Annotated in this window: 13 protein-coding genes and 1 pseudogene; 9 read left to right on the top strand and 5 right to left on the bottom strand. The window is 59.8% G+C overall.

The window, feature by feature from the left end; all coding sequences use genetic code 11:
* Positions 1-61 precede the first annotated feature (61 nt).
* The gene (locus K0H48_RS30265) at positions 62-5554 is read right to left on the bottom strand and encodes a DUF6543 domain-containing protein (RefSeq protein WP_219337828.1); all 5493 of its coding nucleotides are present in this window, start codon (positions 5552-5554) and stop codon (positions 62-64) included.
* A 298-nt stretch (positions 5555-5852) separates the two neighbouring features.
* On the opposite strand from K0H48_RS30265, the gene K0H48_RS30260 reads away from it, so the two are divergent.
* From K0H48_RS30260 to K0H48_RS30250, 3 genes and pseudogenes are all read left to right on the top strand, one after another.
* Positions 5853-6872, top strand: a complete 1020-nt coding sequence (locus K0H48_RS30260; protein ID WP_219337827.1) for an alpha/beta fold hydrolase — start codon at positions 5853-5855, stop codon at positions 6870-6872.
* A 57-nt stretch (positions 6873-6929) separates the two neighbouring features.
* Positions 6930-7583, top strand: a complete 654-nt coding sequence (locus K0H48_RS30255; protein ID WP_219337826.1) for a DsbA family oxidoreductase — start codon at positions 6930-6932, stop codon at positions 7581-7583.
* Positions 7584-7691: 108 nt separating this feature from the next.
* A pseudogene (locus K0H48_RS30250) lies at positions 7692-7781 on the top strand (disulfide bond formation protein DsbA); the annotation flags it as partial.
* A 121-nt stretch (positions 7782-7902) separates the two neighbouring features.
* Here K0H48_RS30250 and K0H48_RS30245 read toward each other — a convergent pair.
* The gene (locus tag K0H48_RS30245; RefSeq protein ID WP_219337825.1) at positions 7903-8673 is read right to left on the bottom strand and encodes a MipA/OmpV family protein; all 771 of its coding nucleotides are present in this window, start codon (positions 8671-8673) and stop codon (positions 7903-7905) included.
* Positions 8674-8899: 226 nt separating this feature from the next.
* On the opposite strand from K0H48_RS30245, the gene K0H48_RS30240 reads away from it, so the two are divergent.
* From K0H48_RS30240 to K0H48_RS30215, 6 genes are read left to right on the top strand one after another with little or no spacing between them, the layout of a single operon-like run.
* Positions 8900-9610, top strand: a complete 711-nt coding sequence (locus K0H48_RS30240; protein ID WP_138816626.1) for an MtnX-like HAD-IB family phosphatase — start codon at positions 8900-8902, stop codon at positions 9608-9610.
* Positions 9603-10997 (top strand): aspartate aminotransferase family protein, encoded by a 1395-nt coding sequence (locus tag K0H48_RS30235; RefSeq protein WP_219337824.1) that lies wholly within the window; start codon positions 9603-9605, stop codon positions 10995-10997. Before K0H48_RS30240 ends, K0H48_RS30235 begins: the two co-directional genes overlap by 8 nt.
* Entirely contained in the window at positions 10994-11869 is an 876-nt protein-coding gene (locus K0H48_RS30230) for an alpha/beta fold hydrolase (protein WP_219337823.1), read from the top strand. The genes K0H48_RS30235 and K0H48_RS30230 overlap by 4 nt, the downstream gene beginning before the upstream one ends.
* A 9-nt stretch (positions 11870-11878) precedes the next feature.
* Positions 11879-13003: a GNAT family N-acetyltransferase gene (locus K0H48_RS30225; protein WP_219337822.1), complete on the top strand. Its 1125-nt coding sequence runs from the start codon at positions 11879-11881 to the stop codon at positions 13001-13003.
* On the top strand, positions 13003-14781 hold the full coding sequence (locus K0H48_RS30220; RefSeq protein WP_219337821.1) for a HAMP domain-containing sensor histidine kinase: 1779 nt from the start codon (positions 13003-13005) through the stop codon (positions 14779-14781). The genes K0H48_RS30225 and K0H48_RS30220 overlap by 1 nt, the downstream gene beginning before the upstream one ends.
* Positions 14771-16168, top strand: coding sequence for a sigma-54 dependent transcriptional regulator (locus K0H48_RS30215; protein WP_219337820.1), 1398 nt, complete (start codon positions 14771-14773; stop codon positions 16166-16168). Before K0H48_RS30220 ends, K0H48_RS30215 begins: the two co-directional genes overlap by 11 nt.
* Positions 16169-16341: 173 nt before the next feature.
* Here K0H48_RS30215 and K0H48_RS30210 read toward each other — a convergent pair whose 3' ends face one another.
* The 3 genes from K0H48_RS30210 to K0H48_RS30200 are packed head-to-tail and all read right to left on the bottom strand — an operon-like array spanning position 16342 to position 19921.
* Positions 16342-16680 (bottom strand): GlpM family protein, encoded by a 339-nt coding sequence (locus tag K0H48_RS30210; protein ID WP_219337819.1) that lies wholly within the window; start codon positions 16678-16680, stop codon positions 16342-16344.
* Positions 16680-18017 carry a sigma-54 dependent transcriptional regulator gene (locus K0H48_RS30205; RefSeq protein ID WP_219337818.1) on the bottom strand — a complete coding sequence of 446 codons (1338 nt, stop codon included), beginning with the start codon at positions 18015-18017 and terminating at the stop codon, positions 16680-16682. Before K0H48_RS30205 ends, K0H48_RS30210 begins: the two co-directional genes overlap by 1 nt.
* On the bottom strand, positions 18017-19921 hold the full coding sequence (locus K0H48_RS30200) for a sensor histidine kinase (RefSeq protein ID WP_219337869.1): 1905 nt from the start codon (positions 19919-19921) through the stop codon (positions 18017-18019). Before K0H48_RS30200 ends, K0H48_RS30205 begins: the two co-directional genes overlap by 1 nt.
* Positions 19922-19924: the final 3 nt, after the last annotated feature.

The raw sequence follows: 19924 nt of genomic DNA, 5'->3' as shown, positions 1-19924 counted from the left end.
AATTTTGTGCTTAATGATAAGACATTGAAAACCATTCATGTTGGCCGTTGCGTCATTTAAGTCAGTTCAGGGTCTCGAAATGTTTCTTTGCAAGGAGTTTATCGATATTGCCGCGCCAGATTTTCAAGTCAGCGAATTTTAAACCTCGCCCATCCATCTTCATTTGCCAGTGCAGGCCTTGATACTGCTGCTCAGGGATTTTCAGATGCGCCTTGGCAAAGGTGTCGAACGCCGAGTCGGCCTTCACATAGTGAAAGTGGGCGAACCAGATGGGTTTGTCTTTCGGCTTGGTTGTGTCGTGAATGGCATATTCCTGCAAGTAGTCGGTTTCTCCGTCGGGGCGTTTTTGTTTCAGCTTGCGGCGGATGCCAACTTTGCGGATCTCCACGCGTTTCATTTCCTTCAGGTAGTCCAGATAGCCTTCAGTCGGTGCCTTGCTGGCCAGTGTGCGCTCGATACGCAGGGCTTGTCCGGCGGGTCTGAGGGGCGTTGCCCGGGTGCGTAGTTGTTCAATCAGCGGGTTATTGGGGGACAGGTCCTGGATCTGGTTGGCTCGAAACTCCAGTGCTTTGGCTTCACTGACCAGCATGTGCTCAAGGTTGACCGGCTCCATTTTTTTGTAAGAGCGGACTGTTTTTTCGAAGGCATTCACTGCGGCTAAGCGGGATTTGGCTTCGATCAGTATGCTGGGAAGGTCACTCGGCAGCGCCGGGGGCGGAGCCTTGGGTTGGCTCAGTTCGGTATTCAAGCGGTATTTCGAGCTATCGGAGATTTGATCCCACACCTCGACAGGTTTGCCCTCGCTGTCATTAACGATGTAGCGCCTCGGTGATTGCTGTTGCGCTGGTTTTTCAGTGCCAACCAGAATCTGCCCGTCCTCGGTTTCAAAGAGGGTTTTGGTGTGCTGTGGCTGGCCCTTTGTGTGCGCCCCTTTTATACCTTTGCGGGCTCGCTCCATCAATTGGGTCAAGGTGTCCAGTAGTTGTGACACATAGCTTGCGTCAAAGTGGCTCGGGGAAACGGCGTTCCAGGATGTCAGGTCGAGGTGAAGCTGCTTATAGACCTCCAGGGTATTGCTTAGCACTTGGTTGCGCTGGGCCCTGCTGATGTTGGCCTCGGGAAGGTCCCGGTGGGCGGTGATGGCGCGATGCAGCTTGCTAAGTGCCGGTTTCAGCAACCTTTCTTGATAGATCCAGCTAATGTTCAAGGGGTCGGGCTCACCGTGCAGCAGTGTCAACAACAATTCGGCCTGGGTTGCCTGCACGCGGTGCAGGGTGAAGGTTTCTTGTAACGACGATGCAGTCTCGTTATAGACCGACTTATGGTCTGAAAAGGTTATGCGTTTGCGCCAGGTTTCCATGCTGGTAAGCGCGATTTCCATCTGTTTCAACTCATTGTGCATGTTGATTTGACACTCTCTGAGCGCTTTCTCAGCGTTCAGGTATTCAGCATCGAGAGGCCGCTTTGCGTTCATGAGGTCGATCAGCGCAGTAAAGTCATCCCGCAAGCCAATCAACCTTCGCTGAATATTCACGCCCAACTGCGCGTAACGAGTACCCACTACCAGGGCGGTCCAGTCCTTGGTTTTGGCGAGCATTTGGTTCAAGGTACCGCCCTGGAGACCAGCGGCTGTGTCATATAACGTGTATAGCTGCTTGCCGCTTTCGACGTCGTTGATCAGGAGGCTATCCAGGTTCTTGGTCGCTCGGTGCTTCGACGTTGTGCCTGTTGTGGTGGAGTTCTTAAATTGAACGTCCAGCTCCTGTGCTTTCAGGTTGTTCGCTTGTGCTTGTTCGGAGAGTTTTTTGGCGCGCTGACCAATGTTGTAGATGATTGTCTGGCGTTCCGTCAGGGCGCCGGCTACCAGTGGCGGTGTCTGCTGCTCCACGGCGGCTGGTCTGCTCGTACCCGCACGCGATGTTCCCTGCCCTCGGCCTCGCCCGCTGCCGCCGCCATAAGCGGTAAGGTGGCCGCCATGCAGCGCCGAGTAAGTGTTCCACTGCTGCGTTTCGTCAAAAGCAATGACCGGCGAGTAGAGTTTTGCCTTGGCGACCAGACGCATTTCATGGGCCGTCGGTTCAAACTTCACCTTGAAGTAATGTCCGCCATCTGCGATGAAATGCTCGCCGGAAGTATGCTTTAGCGTGTGGCGATAAGGACCGGTGTACACCGGTTGGAGGCTGCCGTTCTCGAGGGGTTGATCAAATTCGTAGCCGGCGAAACGGTGTTCTGTGGTTGTCGCACGCTGTGGCTTCAGGTTGCGCCAGAAGGCGGGGCGCCACGTGTGCTTGAGTTGGTGCTTTCGGGTGAGTGCGCTTGCGGTGGCGGGGCGCGCTGCTGGCAGCGCGGCAAATGTCGCGGCATCCATGCCTGCATACACCAGGCTGTCGAACACTGAGGCCAGTTGCTCAATACCGTGGTGCACGTCGCCTTTTCTGAAAGCATCCACGGCCCCATACAAACTGGTCACGGCATCGACCAGAGAGACTGCGGTGCCGATCAGAGGAATAAAACCCAGCGCGATTTTGATGCCGTTGAGCAACATGGTCGTTTGGAGCGCGTATTTTTCATCCGCCAAGTCTTCGTTGGAACGGGCGTCATTTCGGTTGCTCTCAATCAGGCGGCCCATGCAGGTATCCAACTGATGGGCCGACAGTGAGGTGGTGACCGGCCAGGGGAAGCCGACACCGATGATTGCGTTATCGTATTCGCTCGTGGCCGTGTCGATGCGGTTGATGTGAGACTGGACCTCTCCTGTCAACGCACGGCCTGCCACGTACTTGACCATGGGGTCGGTCTGGCATAGGTCAAACAGTTTTTTGCGTGCCAGTTCCAGGCTGTCGAAGCGCCGCAAGCATCGTTCGTCCGGCGCATCGGGCAGATAAAGTAACGTCATCCCGGAGTTTTTTTCCTGAATGAAGTTGATGCCTGAGAGAGTGACCGTGTCGTAGCGATTCTTGCGGCTGTTGTCGACCAATGTTGCTGGCAGCAGGGCAATACGCTTGGTGCCGACTTCCCACGCTTCACGAGTATCGGCGTTGATCGCGGTATCCCACACTTGCAGCTCGTCGGCGTTGATATGGTTTTGCATGAACGCCAACTGGCCCTGAATCTGGAGCATCAAGCGCAGCGGTTCGGTCAGGCATTCGCGGCGGTAGTCCAGTTGGAACGCCGACTCCTGGGAGGAGCCTCTGAATGTTTGGTATATGCGCGTTTCATAATCTTTGGCTACGTTGAGGTCGTGGACCATCTTGGCCAGGTATTTAGCGTTGATGCCTGCCTTGAGCCTGTCGAGCTCAGCATTGTCGTCAGCCGTCACGTCCAGGGTCATGTAGTACAGCCGACTGCCTATGATGCTGTCGATGTTCTTCAATGCCAGCTCTTCAAGAGACATCTTGCCGCGTCTGAGGCTGGGTACGGTGGTTATCTTGACTGGGGTGCCGCCCACTCCGCTGCCGCCGGGCACGGGATCTTGGACATATCTGGTCGAATCAGGCAGATCCAGTTTTACGGTATAACCCTTGGTGATGGAGAAGTCTTTGCGCAAGCGTGCATCTATTTTAAGCCTGACGAACTCATTACGTGAGGGTAGGGATTGAGCGATCAGCGCGTTGGCACGCTCAAGCGCGGGAATATAAGCTTTGAGACGAGCGTTGAGTCTCTCCCGGTGTTCCTCTGTTTGCGTGACCAGCCAGGTCGGCAGTTTTTCCGCCAGGTGGCTGCTGTTGTTCTGTTCGACGATCTCCAAAAAGGCCGCTTCGCGGGCGCTGTGTTCGGGTACCAGAAGTTTTTCGAGGGTCGCTTCGCGTAGCTTTTTCAGGCTTTTGGCCAGTGTGTCGGCTTCTTCCGGGGTGGAGTAGGTTGAGCGCAATTGCGCCGCGTGTTCTTCGAAATCGGCCTGCTGAAGCCTGAGGCTGTACTCAAAGGGGTTGCCGGTCAGCTCCTTGAGCACCAAGGCAAGCCGGTCGTCCTGCGGCGCAATGTTAAACAGGGCCTCTTGCAAGGCCTGTCGGGAGGCAAAGCGTTGCAAAGCTCCGCCGGTGCCCGGCCAGTAAACCAGGTAACTGGCGGCGGATGGCGGCTGCGATTCCGAGGCTGCTGCGGCAGTGAACACCAGCGGCCCTTTGAGCTCGCTCTCAGTGATTTTTATAGTGGAATTTGTCTTTTCGGTGACCGAGAGACTCATCGAATAAGCTGCCACTTCAACAAGGCGATCTTCGACCCCGGGCGAATCAAGGACGACCTCCAGCAGTTTCAGCTCATCGGCGCTGATCTGGTTCAGCGCCTGTTGAATCTGCGCTTCGATTCTTAGCCCCGCCACGCGCGCATTGTAAAGAGCGGTAAATTGGGCATTGAGTGTCGCGACGTCGGCGGTGCGTCTTTCCAGCATAAGACGTGCCGCAACAGCTGCAGCTTGCTGCTGTACCCGCAGATCATCGAGTTTCTGCTTGAGTTGCAACAGGTGCGTGTTCCGGTTGGCAGTTGGAGCACCTTCACATGGCAGGGCGTCCAGAGCCGTGCGTTGTTGCAGCACCCGGGCCTGGCGTTGGCTCAATGGAAGGCTGGAGTAGAGCAGGCCGAACTGCGTGAGCGTATCGTCCTCAAGAGGGCGGGGCGTCGGCGGTTCAGGCGCTTGGGCAAACAGCGATTGGCTCTGACGCTGTTTGTCAAACGCTTCGATGGGGTGTCGCGCCAGGTGGGCATTTTCGATTTCGATACCCGGGACGGGCTTGATTGCCTCGCGGTATTGGGCGTCGGCTAATAGAGTAAGCCAGTCGCCGATACCGGTTTCCAGGAGGCGGGTCTTGAGACGGTAGTCAACGGTGGCCAGGGGGTCGGAGTCTGAGGTCGAAAACAAGACCTGTTGCTGATCGATCACCCAGCGTTCCATGTCGGTACGTTTTGCGAATGTGTGCCACGCCGGTTGATGAGTGGGCAAGTACACCAATTGGCTGACCGGCTGATCGGTATCGAGGGTCAGCACCCATGATCCAGGCAGGACGAGTGCCTCGCCAGCGGTACGCTTGAGCACGATTTGTTCGGTGCAGATATTTTTGGTCCCTGGCTCTGCCAGGAGCGGATCGATAATGGCAAACATCGGGTTGAGCGCCGTAGCGTTTATCGAACCCTGGCTCAGCATTGCCTGGCCCGAGGCCTCGAAGTGGATCTTGTAAAACTCGGCGGCCCTTGTACGACACGACACGGGTTGGTTGGGCGCCCGAGTGTTCAAAAAATGCCGGTGCCAGGCGTCCTTGATGGCCTGTTCCAGATCCAGCCCTTTGAGTTCATCCAGCAGCATCGGCACCGTATACCCTGCAAGCCGGTGGTTGTTTGGCAAATAGATGAGTTCGCCTTGGGGCACTTGTGTCGTATCCAGGGCGGGGTGTTGCTGCATGTAAATGCAAGCTTCGTTTATGGATAGGATGCTGGATCCGCGTGTTTGAGTGGCGGGGAATCTCAGTCCGGCGTGCTCGCCGTCCAGTTGCAGGTGTTCCTGGAGCATCTGGTTGACCACGGTGCGCACTGTTGGCGTGCCAGCCATCAGCTCGCGCATGCCATTGCAGCAGTCTCGCCAGCACTGTGTGGCGTCCAGCAGCAAGTTTTCATCAACGTTTGCGGGTAAAGCTGTGCTAACCCGAAATCGTACAAGTTGAGGCCAGGGGTGTCGGTCATGGTCGTGACTCTTGCATTAAAAAATGATTAGAGAGCGATCGCCATGACCCATGGCGAGATATAGATATCGGATGACCATTGAGCGGCATTCATCAAACTGTCACGCAACTGTGGCAGCGCGCTTGAACAAACTTCATCAGACTCGCGCTCTACTGGGGTTCTGCGTTTCGGTGTTTTTCATGCGCGTGTTGTTTTTACTGGCCGCTCTATTGTTCGGCCTGCCGTCCTTTGCGGCTTCTCGATGTGATGTCAATGTCCCGACCCAAACGGTCGACCTGGAAAAAGTCAGCATCGCCTACCAGAGCATCGGCCGTGCGTCGGACCCTGCGTTGCTGCTGGTCATGGGCCTGGGCGGGCAGTTGATCCACTGGCCGGATGAAGTGGTGGTGGCCTTGTGCGAACAGGGTTTTCGGGTGATCCGCTACGACAACCGTGACGTTGGCTTGTCGACGTGGCGCCAGGCGCCGGCCAGCGCCAACCTGACGTTCGAAGTGCTGCGCTACAAGCTTGGCTTGCCGGTGGCGGCGCCATACACGCTGACCGACATGGCCGACGATGCACTGGGCTTGATGGACGCGCTGCAGGTCCAGCAATTCCACGTGCTGGGCGCAAGCATGGGCGGCATGATCGCCCAGCACCTGGCGGCCATGGCGCCGCAGCGGGTCGAGAGCCTGACGCTGGTAATGACCAGCTCCGGCGCCGAAGGCCTGCCGGCGCCCAACGCGGCGTTGGTGCAGTTGCTGTCGCGGCGCAGCGCACCGAACCGTGAAGTGGCGCTGGAGCAACAAGCCGATTTGCTCGCAGCCCTGGGCAGCCCCAGCGTGAAAGATGATCGCCAGGCGCTGCTGCACCAGGCGGCGCTGTCCTACGACCGTGCCTTCAACCCGGACGGCGTGAAGCGCCAGATCATGGCGATTCTGGCCGAGCCGAGCCGCGTGCCCTTGCTTAACCAATTGCGCGTGCCAGCCCTGGTGGTACACGGCACTGCCGACCCGCTGTTGCCGGTGATGCACGGCGTACACCTGGCCGCGCATATCCAGGGCAGCCAGCTGAAGCTCATACCGGGCATGGCCCACCGTTTCCAGGAAGCCTTCAAGGCGCCGCTGTTGACGGCGGTGTTGCCGTATCTCAAAGCCCATCGCGAAGATGCCGCGCATTGGGCGCAGATTGACCTGGGCGAGCCTTCGAAGCTGCTGTGAAGTTGGTGTATGGTGCAACCTTTACGGCGCACATAACTGCCAGCGAGGTTGCCTGCCATGAGTACTCCCCTGAAAATCGATTTCGTCAGCGACGTGTCTTGCCCCTGGTGCATCATCGGCCTGCGCGGCCTGACCGAAGCCCTCGACCAACTGGGCAGCGAGGTGCAGGCCGAGATTCATTTCCAGCCGTTTGAGCTGAACCCGAAGATGCCGGCCGAAGGGCAGAACATCGTAGAGCACATCACCGAGAAATACGGCTCCACCGCCGAGCAATCCCAGGCCAACCGCGAGCGTATCCGCGACATGGGCGCGGCGCTGGGCTTTGCTTTTCGCACGGACGGGCAGAGCCGCATCTACAACACTTTTGATGCACACCGGCTGCTGCATTGGGCGGGGCTTGAAGGGTTGCAGTACAACCTCAAGGAAGCGCTGTTCAAGGCGTATTTCAGTGATGGGAAAGACCCGTCCGACCACGCGACATTGGCGATCATCGCCGAGAGTGTCGGGCTGGATATCCAGCGTGCGGCTGAAATTCTGGCGTCTGACGAATACGCTGCTGAAGTCCGCGAGCAGGAAGAGTTGTGGATTACACGCGGTGTGACGTCAGTACCCACCATCGTGTTCAACGACCAGTACGCGGTCAGCGGTGGGCAGCCGGCGGATGCCTTTGTGGGCGCGATTCGCCAGATCATCCAGGAAGCCAAAGCCTGATGATCGTTCCCACGCTCTGCGTGGGAATGCCGCCCCGGACGCTCCGCGTCCTGCCCTTGAAGTGGTGACGCAGAGCGTCACAGGATGCGTTCCCACGCAGAGCGTGGGAACGATCAACAGTACGCGGTCAGCGGCGGGCAACCGGCGGATGCCTTTGTGGGGGCGATTCGCCAGATCATCCAGGAAGCCAAGGCCTGATGATCGTTCCCACGCTCTGCGTGGGAATGCCGCCCCGGACGCTCCGCGTCCTGCCCTTGAAGTGGTGACGCAGAGCGTCACAGGATGCGTTCCCACGCAGAGCGTGGGAACGATCTATGCGTCAGTCAAACTTGTAGCTGATCGCCGTCTGTACCTGGCCCTGGTTCACGTTGCCGGTTTCCTTGACGATGGTGCTGTTGGCCGCCGAGCCCACCAGGTGTGTCCAACTGGCGCTGGTCAACAGTGACCAATGGCTCGCCAGCGGGAACTCGAAACTCTGGGTCAGCGTCAGGTTCTGAAAGCCCGCGCTGGCGTTATAAGCGCGGATGCCGGACGCCGCTGACTCTTTATCGTCAACGCCAAAAAACGCCTGGGTCTGGCGCGCATCGGCAAAATGCGCCATCAGGCCGGTGCTGCCGATAATGCCGCCGCCCAGCGGGTAGCCCAGCTCGCCACCGACCTTGCCCAACACACCACTCTGATCACGCGGACCGCCGACGGCCTGGCCGACCTGGGCGTACACGCGCCAGAACTCGGCCGGTGCGTACTGGATGAAACCCCCGACTTCGGCCATGTCCGGCACATCACGCAAGCCACGCAGCGAGCGATCGGCCGTGCGCCCCGGCAGGTAATTGATATACGGGCCGGCGGTGAAACCGTGGGTATTGAGTGCGCTCCAGGTCAGGCCATCGTCGGTGCCCAGGCTCACATTGCCCCAGTCCAGATCGAAGTAGGGAATCGGCCGGGTTTCGTAGCGGCTGCCTGTCGGGTCGTGGGGCTGGTAGCTGACGCCAGCGCCAACTTCGCCGCTAATGCCTTCGGCCCATACCGTGCTGGAAAAGCTCCACAGCCCCAGCAAGCCGGCGAATACAGCAGAAGTAACCTTGAACATGGAGCGTTTCCTTATCTGAACTTGCGCGCATTCACGCGCGAAGAGCCTCCCTGACGCAAGCACTCATCTTGTTTGTAGCAAGCTACAAAAATTGTAGCTCCTGCGACACAAATCCCCCTGCATATCGACCAAAACCCCAGCCCCGCTGGGCTTTGTCCAGTTGGCACAGTCTCTGCAATACCCCTTGGCACAAGCGCACAGAGCGCTGCTCCTCAAGGTAAACGCAATGATCCAGTGGCATATCGTGTGCGACTTCGACGGGACCATCACCCCCACCGACGTCATCGACAACGTCCTCCAGCGCTTCGCCGGCCCTGAGTGGGAAACCATCGAACAGGAATGGCTGGATGGTCATATCGGTTCCCGCGAATGCCTGAGCCGTCAACTGGCGCTGATCAAGGCCACCCCGGCTGAACTGCTGGCGTACTTCGACAGCGTTGAAATCGACCCGGACTTTCCGGACTTCGTCGATCACGTCATGGGCCTGGGCGCGACCATTGAAGTGGTGAGCGACGGCATCGAGCAAGGCATCGCGCGCATTTTGTCGCGTAACTACGTGACCTTGCTACCGATCCTCGCCAACCGCTTGCGCCAGGTCGACCAGAACAGCTGGCGCATCGACTTCCCCTATTCCAGCGACGCCTGTCGCGCCGCCTCCGGCAACTGCAAGTGCAAATCCACGCCGCGCAACAAGCGCGTGCTGGTGATCGGCGACGGCAAGTCCGATATGTGCGTGGCTTCCACCGCCGACTTCGTCTTCGCCAAAGGCAGCCTCGCCAAGTACTGCGAAGCCAACAACATTGCCCATGCGCGCTTCGACACCTTTGCCGAATTGCCCGCATTGCTTGCCGCGTTGCCACAAGGCATCGCCGCTAACTCCGGCGCCTTTACCGCCGACCTCTCTGTTGAAAATCAGGAACTCTTCCACCATGTCTGATATTCGTATTGCTACCGCCGAAGACCAGATTCTTCTGGATAAAGAAGCCAAATACTGCTCTTACGGCGACACCGTCCACTACATCGAGCCGCCGCGTATTTTCAGCCGTTGCGAAGGCTCCTACGTGTGGGACACCGAAGACCAGGCCTACCTCGACCTGCAAATGTGGTACTCGGCCGTTAACTTTGGCTACGCCAACCCGCGCCTGAACAACGCGCTGAAACAGCAGATCGACACCCTGCCGCAAATCGCCAGTCAGTACTTGCACAAAGGCAAGATCGAGCTGTCGGAAATGATCGCGGTCGACGCCAAGAAGAAGTTCGGCCTCGACGGCCGTGTGCACTTCAACGTTGGCGGTTCGCAGTCGATCGAGGACTCGCTGAAAGTGGTGCGTAACGCCTCCAACGGCAAGAGCCTGATGTTCGCCTTCGAAGGCGGCTACCACGGCCGTACCCTCGGTGCTTCGTCGATCACTTCGAGCTTCCGCTACCGTCGCCGCTACGGCCACTTTGGCGAACGCGCCAACTTCATCCCGTTCCCGTACCACTTCCGCGGCCCTAAAGGCATGACCAAAGAAGAGTACGGCAGCCAGTGCGTGCAGCAATTCGCGCGTCTGTTCGAGACCGAATACAACGGCGTCTGGGACCCGAAAACCAACCAGTGCGAATACGCAGCGTTCTACGTCGAGCCGATCCAGGGCACCGGCGGCTACGTGATCCCGCCGATGAACTTCTACCGCGAATTGAAGCAAGTGCTGGATCAGCACGGCATCCTGATGGTGTCCGACGAAATCCAGATGGGCTTCTACCGTACCGGCAAACTGTGGTCGATCGAACACTTCGACGTGCAGCCGGACGTGATCGTCTTCGGTAAGGCGCTGACCAACGGCCTCAACCCGCTGGGCGGCATCTGGGCCCGTGAAGAGCTGATCAACCCGAAGATCTTCCCGCCAGGTTCGACCCACTCCACCTTCGCCTCCAACCCACTGGGTACGGCGGTAGGCCTGGAAATGTTCAAGATGACCAGCGAAGTCGACTACGGCGCGATGGTCATGGCCAAAGGCAAATACTTCCTGGAAGGCCTGCAAGACCTGCAGAAACGTTTCCCGATCATCGGCGACGTCGACGGCCTGGGCCTGGCCCTGCGCTGCGAGATCTGCGGCCCGGATGGCTTCACGCCGGATAAGGCGACCCTGGACTACATGGTCGAAGAAGGCATGAAGGGCGACATGATCGTGGATGGCCAGAAACTCGGCCTGATCCTCGACGTGGGCGGCTACTACAAAAACGTGATCACCCTGGCACCGTCTCTGGAAATCAGCTACCCGGAAATCGACCTGGGCCTGAAACTCCTCGAGCAGTTGCTGGTGCGAGCGACCAAGCGGTGAACGCCATCGGGATCGACCTCGGTGAAGGTGATGCCGGCTTCGTTCTCGGTGAAGGTCCGGTCGGGATCCTGTTGATCCACGGCCTGACCGGCACCCCGACGGAATTGCGCCAGGTCGCCAAGGGCCTGGCCAAAGCCGGTAACTGCACGGTGTACGTGCCCACGCTGGCGGGGCACTGCGGCGATAACAGCGACCTGCAAGCCACCGGCTGGCTGGACTGGTACGAAGGCGTGCGCAAGACGTTTGCGCAGATCAAGCAGCGCCACGCGCAAGTGTTTGTCGGTGGCTTGTCCATGGGCGCGGTGATGTCGATGTACGTGGCCGCCGAGCACCCAGGGCAAGTGGCCGGGCTGTTGATGTATTCGACCACCTTGAAGTACGACGGCTGGAGCATTCACAAGCTGGCGTTTTTGACGCCGTTGCTGATGAAGATCCCGTTCGGCGTGCACATCTGCCGCTTCGAAGAGAAGCCGCCTTACGGCATCAAGAACGAGCGCCTGCGGGCCATCGTCGAGCGTCAGATGAAAGAAGGCGAAAGCAGCGAGGCCGGTTTGCTGACCATGGAAGGCATCACGGTGCGCGAATTGCACCGTATGAACGCCGTGGTCAAAAAGCGCATGCCCGAGGTCAAGGTGCCGGCGCTGGTGTTGCACTCCATCGAAGACGACATCACCAGCCGCTGGAACGCCGATTACGTCGAGCGTCACTTGGGCGGCCCGGTGACCAAGATTCTGCTGGATAACTGCTACCACATGATCACCGTCGACCTGCAATACCGCCGGGTGATCGAGTTGAGCGCAGAGTTTGTCGAGCAACACGCCGCTCCGGCTGTGCAGGCGCCCGTGGATTATCGACAGCGGGCATCAGCCTAAGGACTAGACGTGATTACCGCCCAAGCCTTCTCGACTATCCGGGCCATCCCGCGTTGCGCCTGGAATGACTGCTTTCCCGCAGCCCTGGAGGATTGGGATTTTTACGTTGCCGTGGAAAACGCCGCGATCGATGATTTCAAGTGGCGTTACCTGGCCGTCTACGACGATGAAACGCTGGTGGCTGTTGCCGCCGCGTTCATCACTTATTATCGCCTCGACACCACGGTGTCGGGCGCCGGCAAGCGCTTTACCGAGCGCCTGGAGCGACTGTGGCCGGGTGTTTTGCGCTTGCAGTTGTATGCCATCGGCTCGCCGGTGGCCGAGCGTTGCGACGCGGGTTTCGCCAGCCACGTGCCCCAAGGGCAGCGCCCACTGTTGATCAGGCATTTGCTCGAGGCGGCACGCGAGGATGCCAATACCTTCGGGATTGGCCTGGTAGCAGTCAAAGATGTGCCGACCAATGACCTGGACTGGGCAGACAATTGCCGCCAGGCAGGCTTTCAGAGCATGCCAAGCTTACCCAGCGGCTGGCTGACGGTGCCTTACGGCTCGGTGGACGCCTACTTGGGCTCGCTGTGCAAGGCGACCCGCAAAGACTTGCGCCGCAAGTTGCGCGCGCCAGGCCCACGGGTTGAGTGGCGGCACACCATTGATGACGTGTTGCCCGAGGTGATGCGCCTGTACGAAGACACGCTCAGCCGCGCCGATTTGCAGTTCGAACGCCTGCCGGCGCGTTATTTCACCGGCATACTTGAACAGCTGCAAGGGCGTGCGGTCTGTGCTCTTTACTGGGTGGATGAGCGCCTGGTGGCGTTCAACCTGGTGCTGTTGGACCAGCACCGGCTGGTCGACAAGTTTTTCGGGCATGACCGTGAGTTCAGCCGTGAGTACAGTTTGTACTTTCGCTACTGGCTGACCAATGTCGACTACTGTATTGCACACAAGATCCCGGTATATGAGTGCGGTCAGGAGGGCTATGCCAGTAAGCTGCGCCTGGGGTGCGAGTTCGAGGGCAACAGCATGTTTTTCCGTCACCGTAACTGGCTGCTCAACGGCCTGCTCAAACTCGTGAAAATGTACATAAGACCGGACCGTTCCGACCCTGCCATGGCTGCTGCGATAAGCGAAACCTGATGATCACCAAGACCCGCCAAAAAGCCCGCCCCTTTGCCATTTCGCGTTGGAGCGTCCAGCGCAAGCTGGTGCTGGCGTTTTGGCTGGTCAGCGTAATCCCGACCATGATCGCGGCCGAACTGGCGGCGACCACCTTGTCGCAGATTTTCGACAGCAACGTGCGCATCTGGCTGCAGGAGTCGACCAAGATCGTCAAGGACGAAATCGGCGACATCCTGCATGACAACGCGCGCATGGCCAAACTGTTCCTGCGCTACACCGCGCCGCCGTCGAGCAAGCAAGCGGCCAAGCATGACCGCCTGACCGCCGACATCGCCGACGCCACCGATATCGATGTGGTGGCGCTGATCCGCGTGAGTGACCACAAAGTGGTGTTCAGCACCGCAGCCGACGATGTGGTCAAGCAGATCAACCTGACCAGCAACGCCGTGTTGCAGACCGTGGAAGTGGCCGGCGTGACCACGGGCATGGTGGTCTCGACCTTTGAAACCACCCAGGAGGGCGTCGATTACCTGCTGTTGGTGGCCACCTACCTGGACAGCAGCTTCCTCACCAGCGTGGCCGATGTGCATTCCCTCGACCTGCGCCTGTACCTGGCCAACCCTCAAGGTTTTTCCGAGATTTTCTCGACCCAGCGTTTTGAAAACCACCCTTCGCGCATTCCGAAGAATGTCGAAACAGCCATGCGCGCCACCAAGCAACCGAGCGAGCAGTTCACCAATAACTACAGCGGGTTGTACTGGCCGATCTTCAATGACGCCGGCGAACTGCAAGGCGTGATCTTCAGCGGCCTGTTGCGCCATACCAGCCTGGTGGGGCTGGTGAATCAGAGCAATCTGTTCGTGCTGATATTCCTGCTGAGTTCAGCGTTGTCCCTGGGCGCCGGTGTGCTGGTGTCACGCCGCCTGACCAAACCGCTGCGGGACTTGTCCCAAGGCGTGGATGCAGTGATCTCAGGCAGTTACGAGCACCGTGTATTGGTCACCGGCGGTGATGAGCTGGCGCAACTGAGCAGCACCTTCAACCACATGACCGAGCGCCTGGGCGAGTTGCATCACCTTGAAGCGCAACTGCGCCGCCGCGACCGGCTGCATGCTTTGGGCGAAGTCGCCATGGGCCTGGCGCATGAGATTCGCAACCCGTTGGGCATCATCAAGACCGCCACCCAATTGCTGCACCGCCGTGTCGACCTGCCGGACACCGACAAGCGCCACCTCGAATACGTGATCAGCGAAGTCAGCCGCATCAACGACCTGATCACCGAGTTTCTGGATTTCGCCAAGCCCAACCCGCCGCTGCGTGTGTCGCAGGCGGCGCGCCCGGTGGTGGAAGAAATCCTCGGCTTTTGCAGCCCGGAGCTGGCCACCCATAACATCGATGCGCACATCGATGACCAGGCGCCGGGAGCGACAATCTATGCCGATGCCAAGCAACTCAAGCAGGCGTGCCTGAACCTGATCCTCAACGCCATCGACGCGATGCCCGAAGGCGGGCGCCTGACCTTGGGCATTCGCAGCGTGGACGGCAACACGGTGATCAGCATCGCCGACACCGGCCAAGGCATTCCGGCCGATATGATCGAGCGCATCTTCACACCATTCGTCACCACCAAGGCCTCCGGCACGGGCTTGGGGCTGGCTAAAGTCTATTCGATCATGGAAAGTCACGACGGCAGCATTGAATGCGCCAGTGAGAAAGATGCCGGCGCCACCTTCAGCCTGTACATTCCGGCCCATGGCGAAGACGACGGCGACGATGAGGAAGTTCATGACGCATAACGTATTGGTAGTCGACGACGAGCCCAAGCTCTGCGACTTGCTGTCATCGGCCTTGAGCCAGAACGGCATTCAGGTGTTTACCGCCGGCAATGGCCTGCACGCGCTCAAGGTGCTGGAGCAGGAAGACATCGACCTGGTGATCAGCGACTGGCGCATGCCGGGCATGGACGGGCCGGCGCTGCTGGCCGAGATAAAAGTGCGCTTCCCCGAGTTGCCGGTGATCGTGATGACCGCCTACAGCACGGTAAAAAACGCCGTGCAGTCGATGCGCAATGGCGCCTATGACTATATTGCCAAGCCGTTCGATATCGACGAGCTGGACATCACTGTGGCCAAGGCCCTGCAGTTTCGCGACATCATGCGCGACAACGCACGCCTGCGCGCCGAGCTGGATCACCATGCGCAGTTCGACAGCCTGGTGGGCGACAGCCCGGCGTTTCGCCAGGTGCTGCACGCGGTTGATTCGGTACGCGACAGCAACGCCACTATCCTGCTGACCGGCGAAAGTGGCACCGGCAAGGAAATGGTCGCGCGAGCGATTCACAAACATGGCAGCCGCGCCGACAAGCCGTTTGTGGCGGTCAACTGCGCGGCCATCCCCGAAGGCTTGCTGGAAAGCGAGATGTTCGGCCATCGCAAAGGCGCGTTTACCGGCGCCGTGGCCGACCGGGTCGGGCGCTTTATGCAGGCCGACCAGGGCACTTTGTTTCTGGATGAGGTGGGCGATATGCCGTTGGCATTGCAGGCCAAGATATTGCGGGCCCTGCAGGAGCGCGTGATCGAGCCGGTGGGCGACCCCCGCGAGCGCAAGGTGGACGTGCGCGTGATCGCCGCCACCAACAAGAACCTGCTGGATGCGGTGGCCAATAAAGAGTTTCGCGAAGACCTGTATTACCGCCTCAATGTATTCCCGATCCCGCTGCCGGCCCTGCGCGAGCGCGCCGAAGACATCGTGCCCCTTGCCCGGCACTTCGCCCAGACCCTGAGCGCCACCGCCGGCAAACGCATCACCGGCTTCAGCCCCGAGGCATTGCAGGCGATGGCGGCCTACCACTGGCCGGGTAATATCCGTGAGCTGCAAAACTGCGTGGAGCGGGCGACCATCGTGGCAGCTTCACCGGTGATCGAAGACATTGACCTGCCGGCTTACCTGTTTGCGTCCAAACCTGCCGAGGACGGCGTTACGGCGCTGCTCGGTGACACACCCGGCGTGCCTGCGGACCTGGATGCGGCGCTGGCTGAGGTCGAGAAAACCTACATTCTGGCGGCGTTGAACGAGAGCAACGGCGTACAGGCTGCGGCGGCGGCGAAGATCGGGATTTCCGAGAGAAGTTTCTGGTATCGGCTGAAGAAGCTGGGGATTCAGGTCGAGAAGATCATCCGCTGAAAGTGTTTGATGCCGATCGTTCCCGCGCTCTGCGTGGGAACGATCAGTCACTGAAGAGCTGCTTTTCTGTGGGAGCTGGCTTGCCTGCGATAGCGGTATGTCTGTGCCAGATAAGTTGGCTGATACACCGCCATCGCAGGCAAGCCAGCTCCCACAGGTTTAACCGAGGTGTGTCAGGCGTGGACGCGCACCCACACGCTCACCAACACCGTCGCCGCCATCAGCCATGCCACCGCCGCCACGGCGAGTGACGCTTCAAGGCGCATGCGGTCGACCATCACATACAGCGTCGCCAGATACACAAAATACGGAATGATCGACCACATCCCAAATAGGATCGTGGTCTTCAAGTCGTCCAGCGAACGGCCCTTGCCGACGATGTAATGCGCGATCAGCGCGAAGGTCGGGAACAGCGGCACCAGCCCTGCGATGTAGTAGTTTTTGGTCTTGGCCAGCGCCGCCAGGATCAACACCACCGCCGCGCCCAAGGCGGCTTTCAAGAATAAGTCCATCAGTGGCTCAACCCGTATTTCTTGACCTTGTCGAACAGCGTGGTCTTGGCCATTCCCAGTTCCAGGCTGGCCTGGGTGAGGTTGCCGCCGCTGCGTTGCAGGGCGTCGTTGAGCAGGTTGCGCTCGAAGGCTTCCACCGCTTCGGTAAAGGCCAGGCCGTGATTGCTGGTGCCGGCGCCGCTTTTCTTGAAGGCCGGCAAGCCCAGGGCAAAACGCTCGGCAACGTTGCGCAGTTCACGCACGTTGCCTGGCCAGTCGTGGCTCATCAGGGTCGAGACGGTCTGGTTGTCCAGCTCCGGTACGCTGCGGTCAAAACGCAGTGACGACTGCTGCAGGAAGTGTTCGAACAATTGCAGGATGTCTTCACGGCGCTCGCGCAGCGGTGGCAACTCCAGAGTCACGACGTTGAGGCGGTAGTAAAGGTCGCTGCGGAATTGGCTGGCGCGGCTCAGTTCGTCGAGGTCGGATTTGGTCGCGGCAATCACCCGGCAATCCACCGACACACTCTGGTTCGAGCCCAGGCGTTCCAAGGTGCGTTCCTGCAACACACGCAGCAGTTTGATCTGCAGGTTGATCGGCATGCTTTCCACTTCATCGAGGAACAGCGTGCCCTCATGGGCGTGTTCGATCTTGCCGATACGCCGCTTGCCCGCGCCGGTAAACGCATTGGCTTCGTGGCCGAATATTTCGCTTTCGAACAGGTTCTCCGGCAGGCCGCCGCAGTTCAGGGCAACGAACTGATGGTCGTGGCGTCGGCTGAAATCGTGCAGGCAACGCGCGACCAGTTCCTTGCCGGTACCGGTTTCGCCTTCGATCAGCACGTTGGCCGAGGTGTCGGCCACGTTGGCGATCAGTTCGCGCAGGTTTTGCATGGCGGGCGAGCGGCCGATGATGCGGCCTTCCAGCGAGTCGCGCTCGGCCAATTGGCGGCGCAGCGACCAGACTTCCCGCGCCAGCCCGCGTTGCTCAAGAGCGCGGCGCGCCACATCGACCAGGCGTTCGGGAGAGAAGGGTTTTTCCATGAAGTCGTAGGCGCCATTGCGCATGGCGCCCACTGCCATCGAGATATCACCATGGCCGGTAATCAGCACCACCGGCAGGCTTTTATCCAGGGCCTTGAGGCGGGTCAGCAGCTCCAGGCCGTCGATGCCTGGCAGGCGGATATCGCTGATGACGATGCCGGCAAAGTTCTCGCCGATGCGCTTGAGGGCTTCTTCGGCACTGCCCACGCCCACGCTGTGAATGTCTTCCAGCGCCAGCGCTTGCTGGCAGCCAAGCAGCACATGGGGGTCGTCTTCGACGATCAGAACGGTGAGGTCTTTAGGATCGGTACTCATCATGTCGACTCAGCTTTTTTTTGGGTGCCCACCAACGGCAGGCACAAGACAAAGGCAGTACCACCACTGGCCGGGTGTTCCACGGCGAGGTTGCCGCCGGTGGCCGCCGCCAGGCTGGCGGAAAGGGTCAGGCCCAGGCCCAGGCCTTGTTCGCCGGGTTTGGTGGTGAAGAACGGTTCGAATAAATGTTTGCGCGCTTCGGGGTCGATGCCGTGGCCATTGTCGCGCACGTGCAGACGGTATCTACCGTCGGCGCTCTGGCCGTCCAACCAGAGCTCGGGCGCTGGTTGGGCTTGCATCGCATCGAGCGCGTTGCCGATCAGGTTGACCAGGATCTGCTCCAGGCGGGTCTGGTCGATCTGCAGCTGCGCGGGGGCGAAGTCACGGTGCACGGTCAACGGCAGGCCGTCCAGGCGCGCGCCCAGCACCTGGAAAGCGGCGTCCACGGCTTTGCCCAGGTTGGCTTCGCCCTGGTCGTCACCGCGCCGGGCAAACGAGCGCAGGCTGGCGGTGATGCGGCCCATGCGGTCGATCAGCTCGTTGATGGTCTTGAGGTTGGCGCTGGCGGTGTCGAGGGCGCCACGTTCGAGGAAGCGCACGGTGTTACCCGACAGCGTGCGCAATGCCGCCAGCGGTTGGTTGAGTTCATGGGCAATGCTGGTCGACATTTGGCCGATGGCCGCCAGTTTGCCGGCCTGCACCAGTTCATCCTGGGCGCGGCGCAGGGTTTCTTCGGCCTGGCGGCGTTCGCGGATCTGGCCCTTGAGCCGTTCGTTACTGGCGCGCAGGTCGGCGGTGCGTTCGGCAATCCGGCGTTCCAGCTGGCTGTTGGCTTCCTGCAAGGCTTCGCGCGCGGCGAGGCGGGTGGCGATGACTTTGCGCCGCTCGTTCCAGGCGATCAGCAAGAACGCGACCAGGCCAAACGCGACCGCCACCAGAATGCCCTGATTGATCGCGGCGCGGCGCAGGTCGTTAAGTGGGGTCAGCAGGGTGAAGTTCCACGGCGTGTCGCTGAGCGGGCGGGTCTGGGCCAGGTAGCTGACTTCGCGCTCGTCGTTGATTACTTCGCTGTTGGCCGGGAAGGTGAGCTTCTCGGTGCCTTCGTTGAGACGCTCGCGGGCCAGTGGCTCCAACTCGTTCAATGTCGCCCAGTAATATTGCAGGCTGTGGGCCAGGCGTTCCTTGGTGTCATCGCTCAGCGGGCGCACGGCCTTGAGGCGCCGGGCCGGGTCACTGGAGAGAATGATGATGCCGTTCTCGTCGCTCACAAAGGCTTCGAGACGCGCGCGCTGCCAGCGTTCTTCGAGGGCTTCAAGGCGCACTTTGACCACGGCCACGCCGATGATCTTGCCGTGTTCTTCCAGGCCGTGGGCCAGGTAGTAACCGGGTTCGCCGTTGGTGCTGCCAATGCCATAGAAACGGCCGGGCTGGCCGCGTACGGCATTTTGGAAATAGGCACGGAAGGACAGGTCTTCACCCTGGTAACTGTCGGCATCGCGCCAGTTACTGGTGGCCAGCACGCGGCCGGTGGTGTCCATCACGTAGATGGCCCGACTGCGACTGCGTCGGTTCAGGCCTTCGAGGTAATCGTTGACCGTTTGCCGGGTTTCCTGGCTCGGGTCGGCCAGCAGCCTGGAGACGCTGGATTCCAGCTCCAGCAGGCTGGGCAGGTAGGTGTATTTGCTCAGCTCGCTTTCGACGGTGCGGGCATGCAGCTCCAGCTGGCGTTCGCCGTTGTCGCTGAGGGTACGGATGCCATAGTACTCACTGACCCAGAAGCCGATATAACCCAGGCCGATCATCAGGGCGATGATCAACGGCGGCAGGAACAGTTGGCGAATCAGGCGAGGTTTCACGGCAAGTGATGGCGGTGCGGCGCGAAATTGGTTGGGGTCGCATTTCATCAC

This window comes from Pseudomonas sp. Xaverov 259 (assembly GCF_019352915.1).
GTDB lineage: Bacteria > Pseudomonadota > Gammaproteobacteria > Pseudomonadales > Pseudomonadaceae > Aquipseudomonas.
Note: the sequence above shows the minus strand (reverse complement) of the source record. Positions and strands in the feature narration are given on the sequence as shown.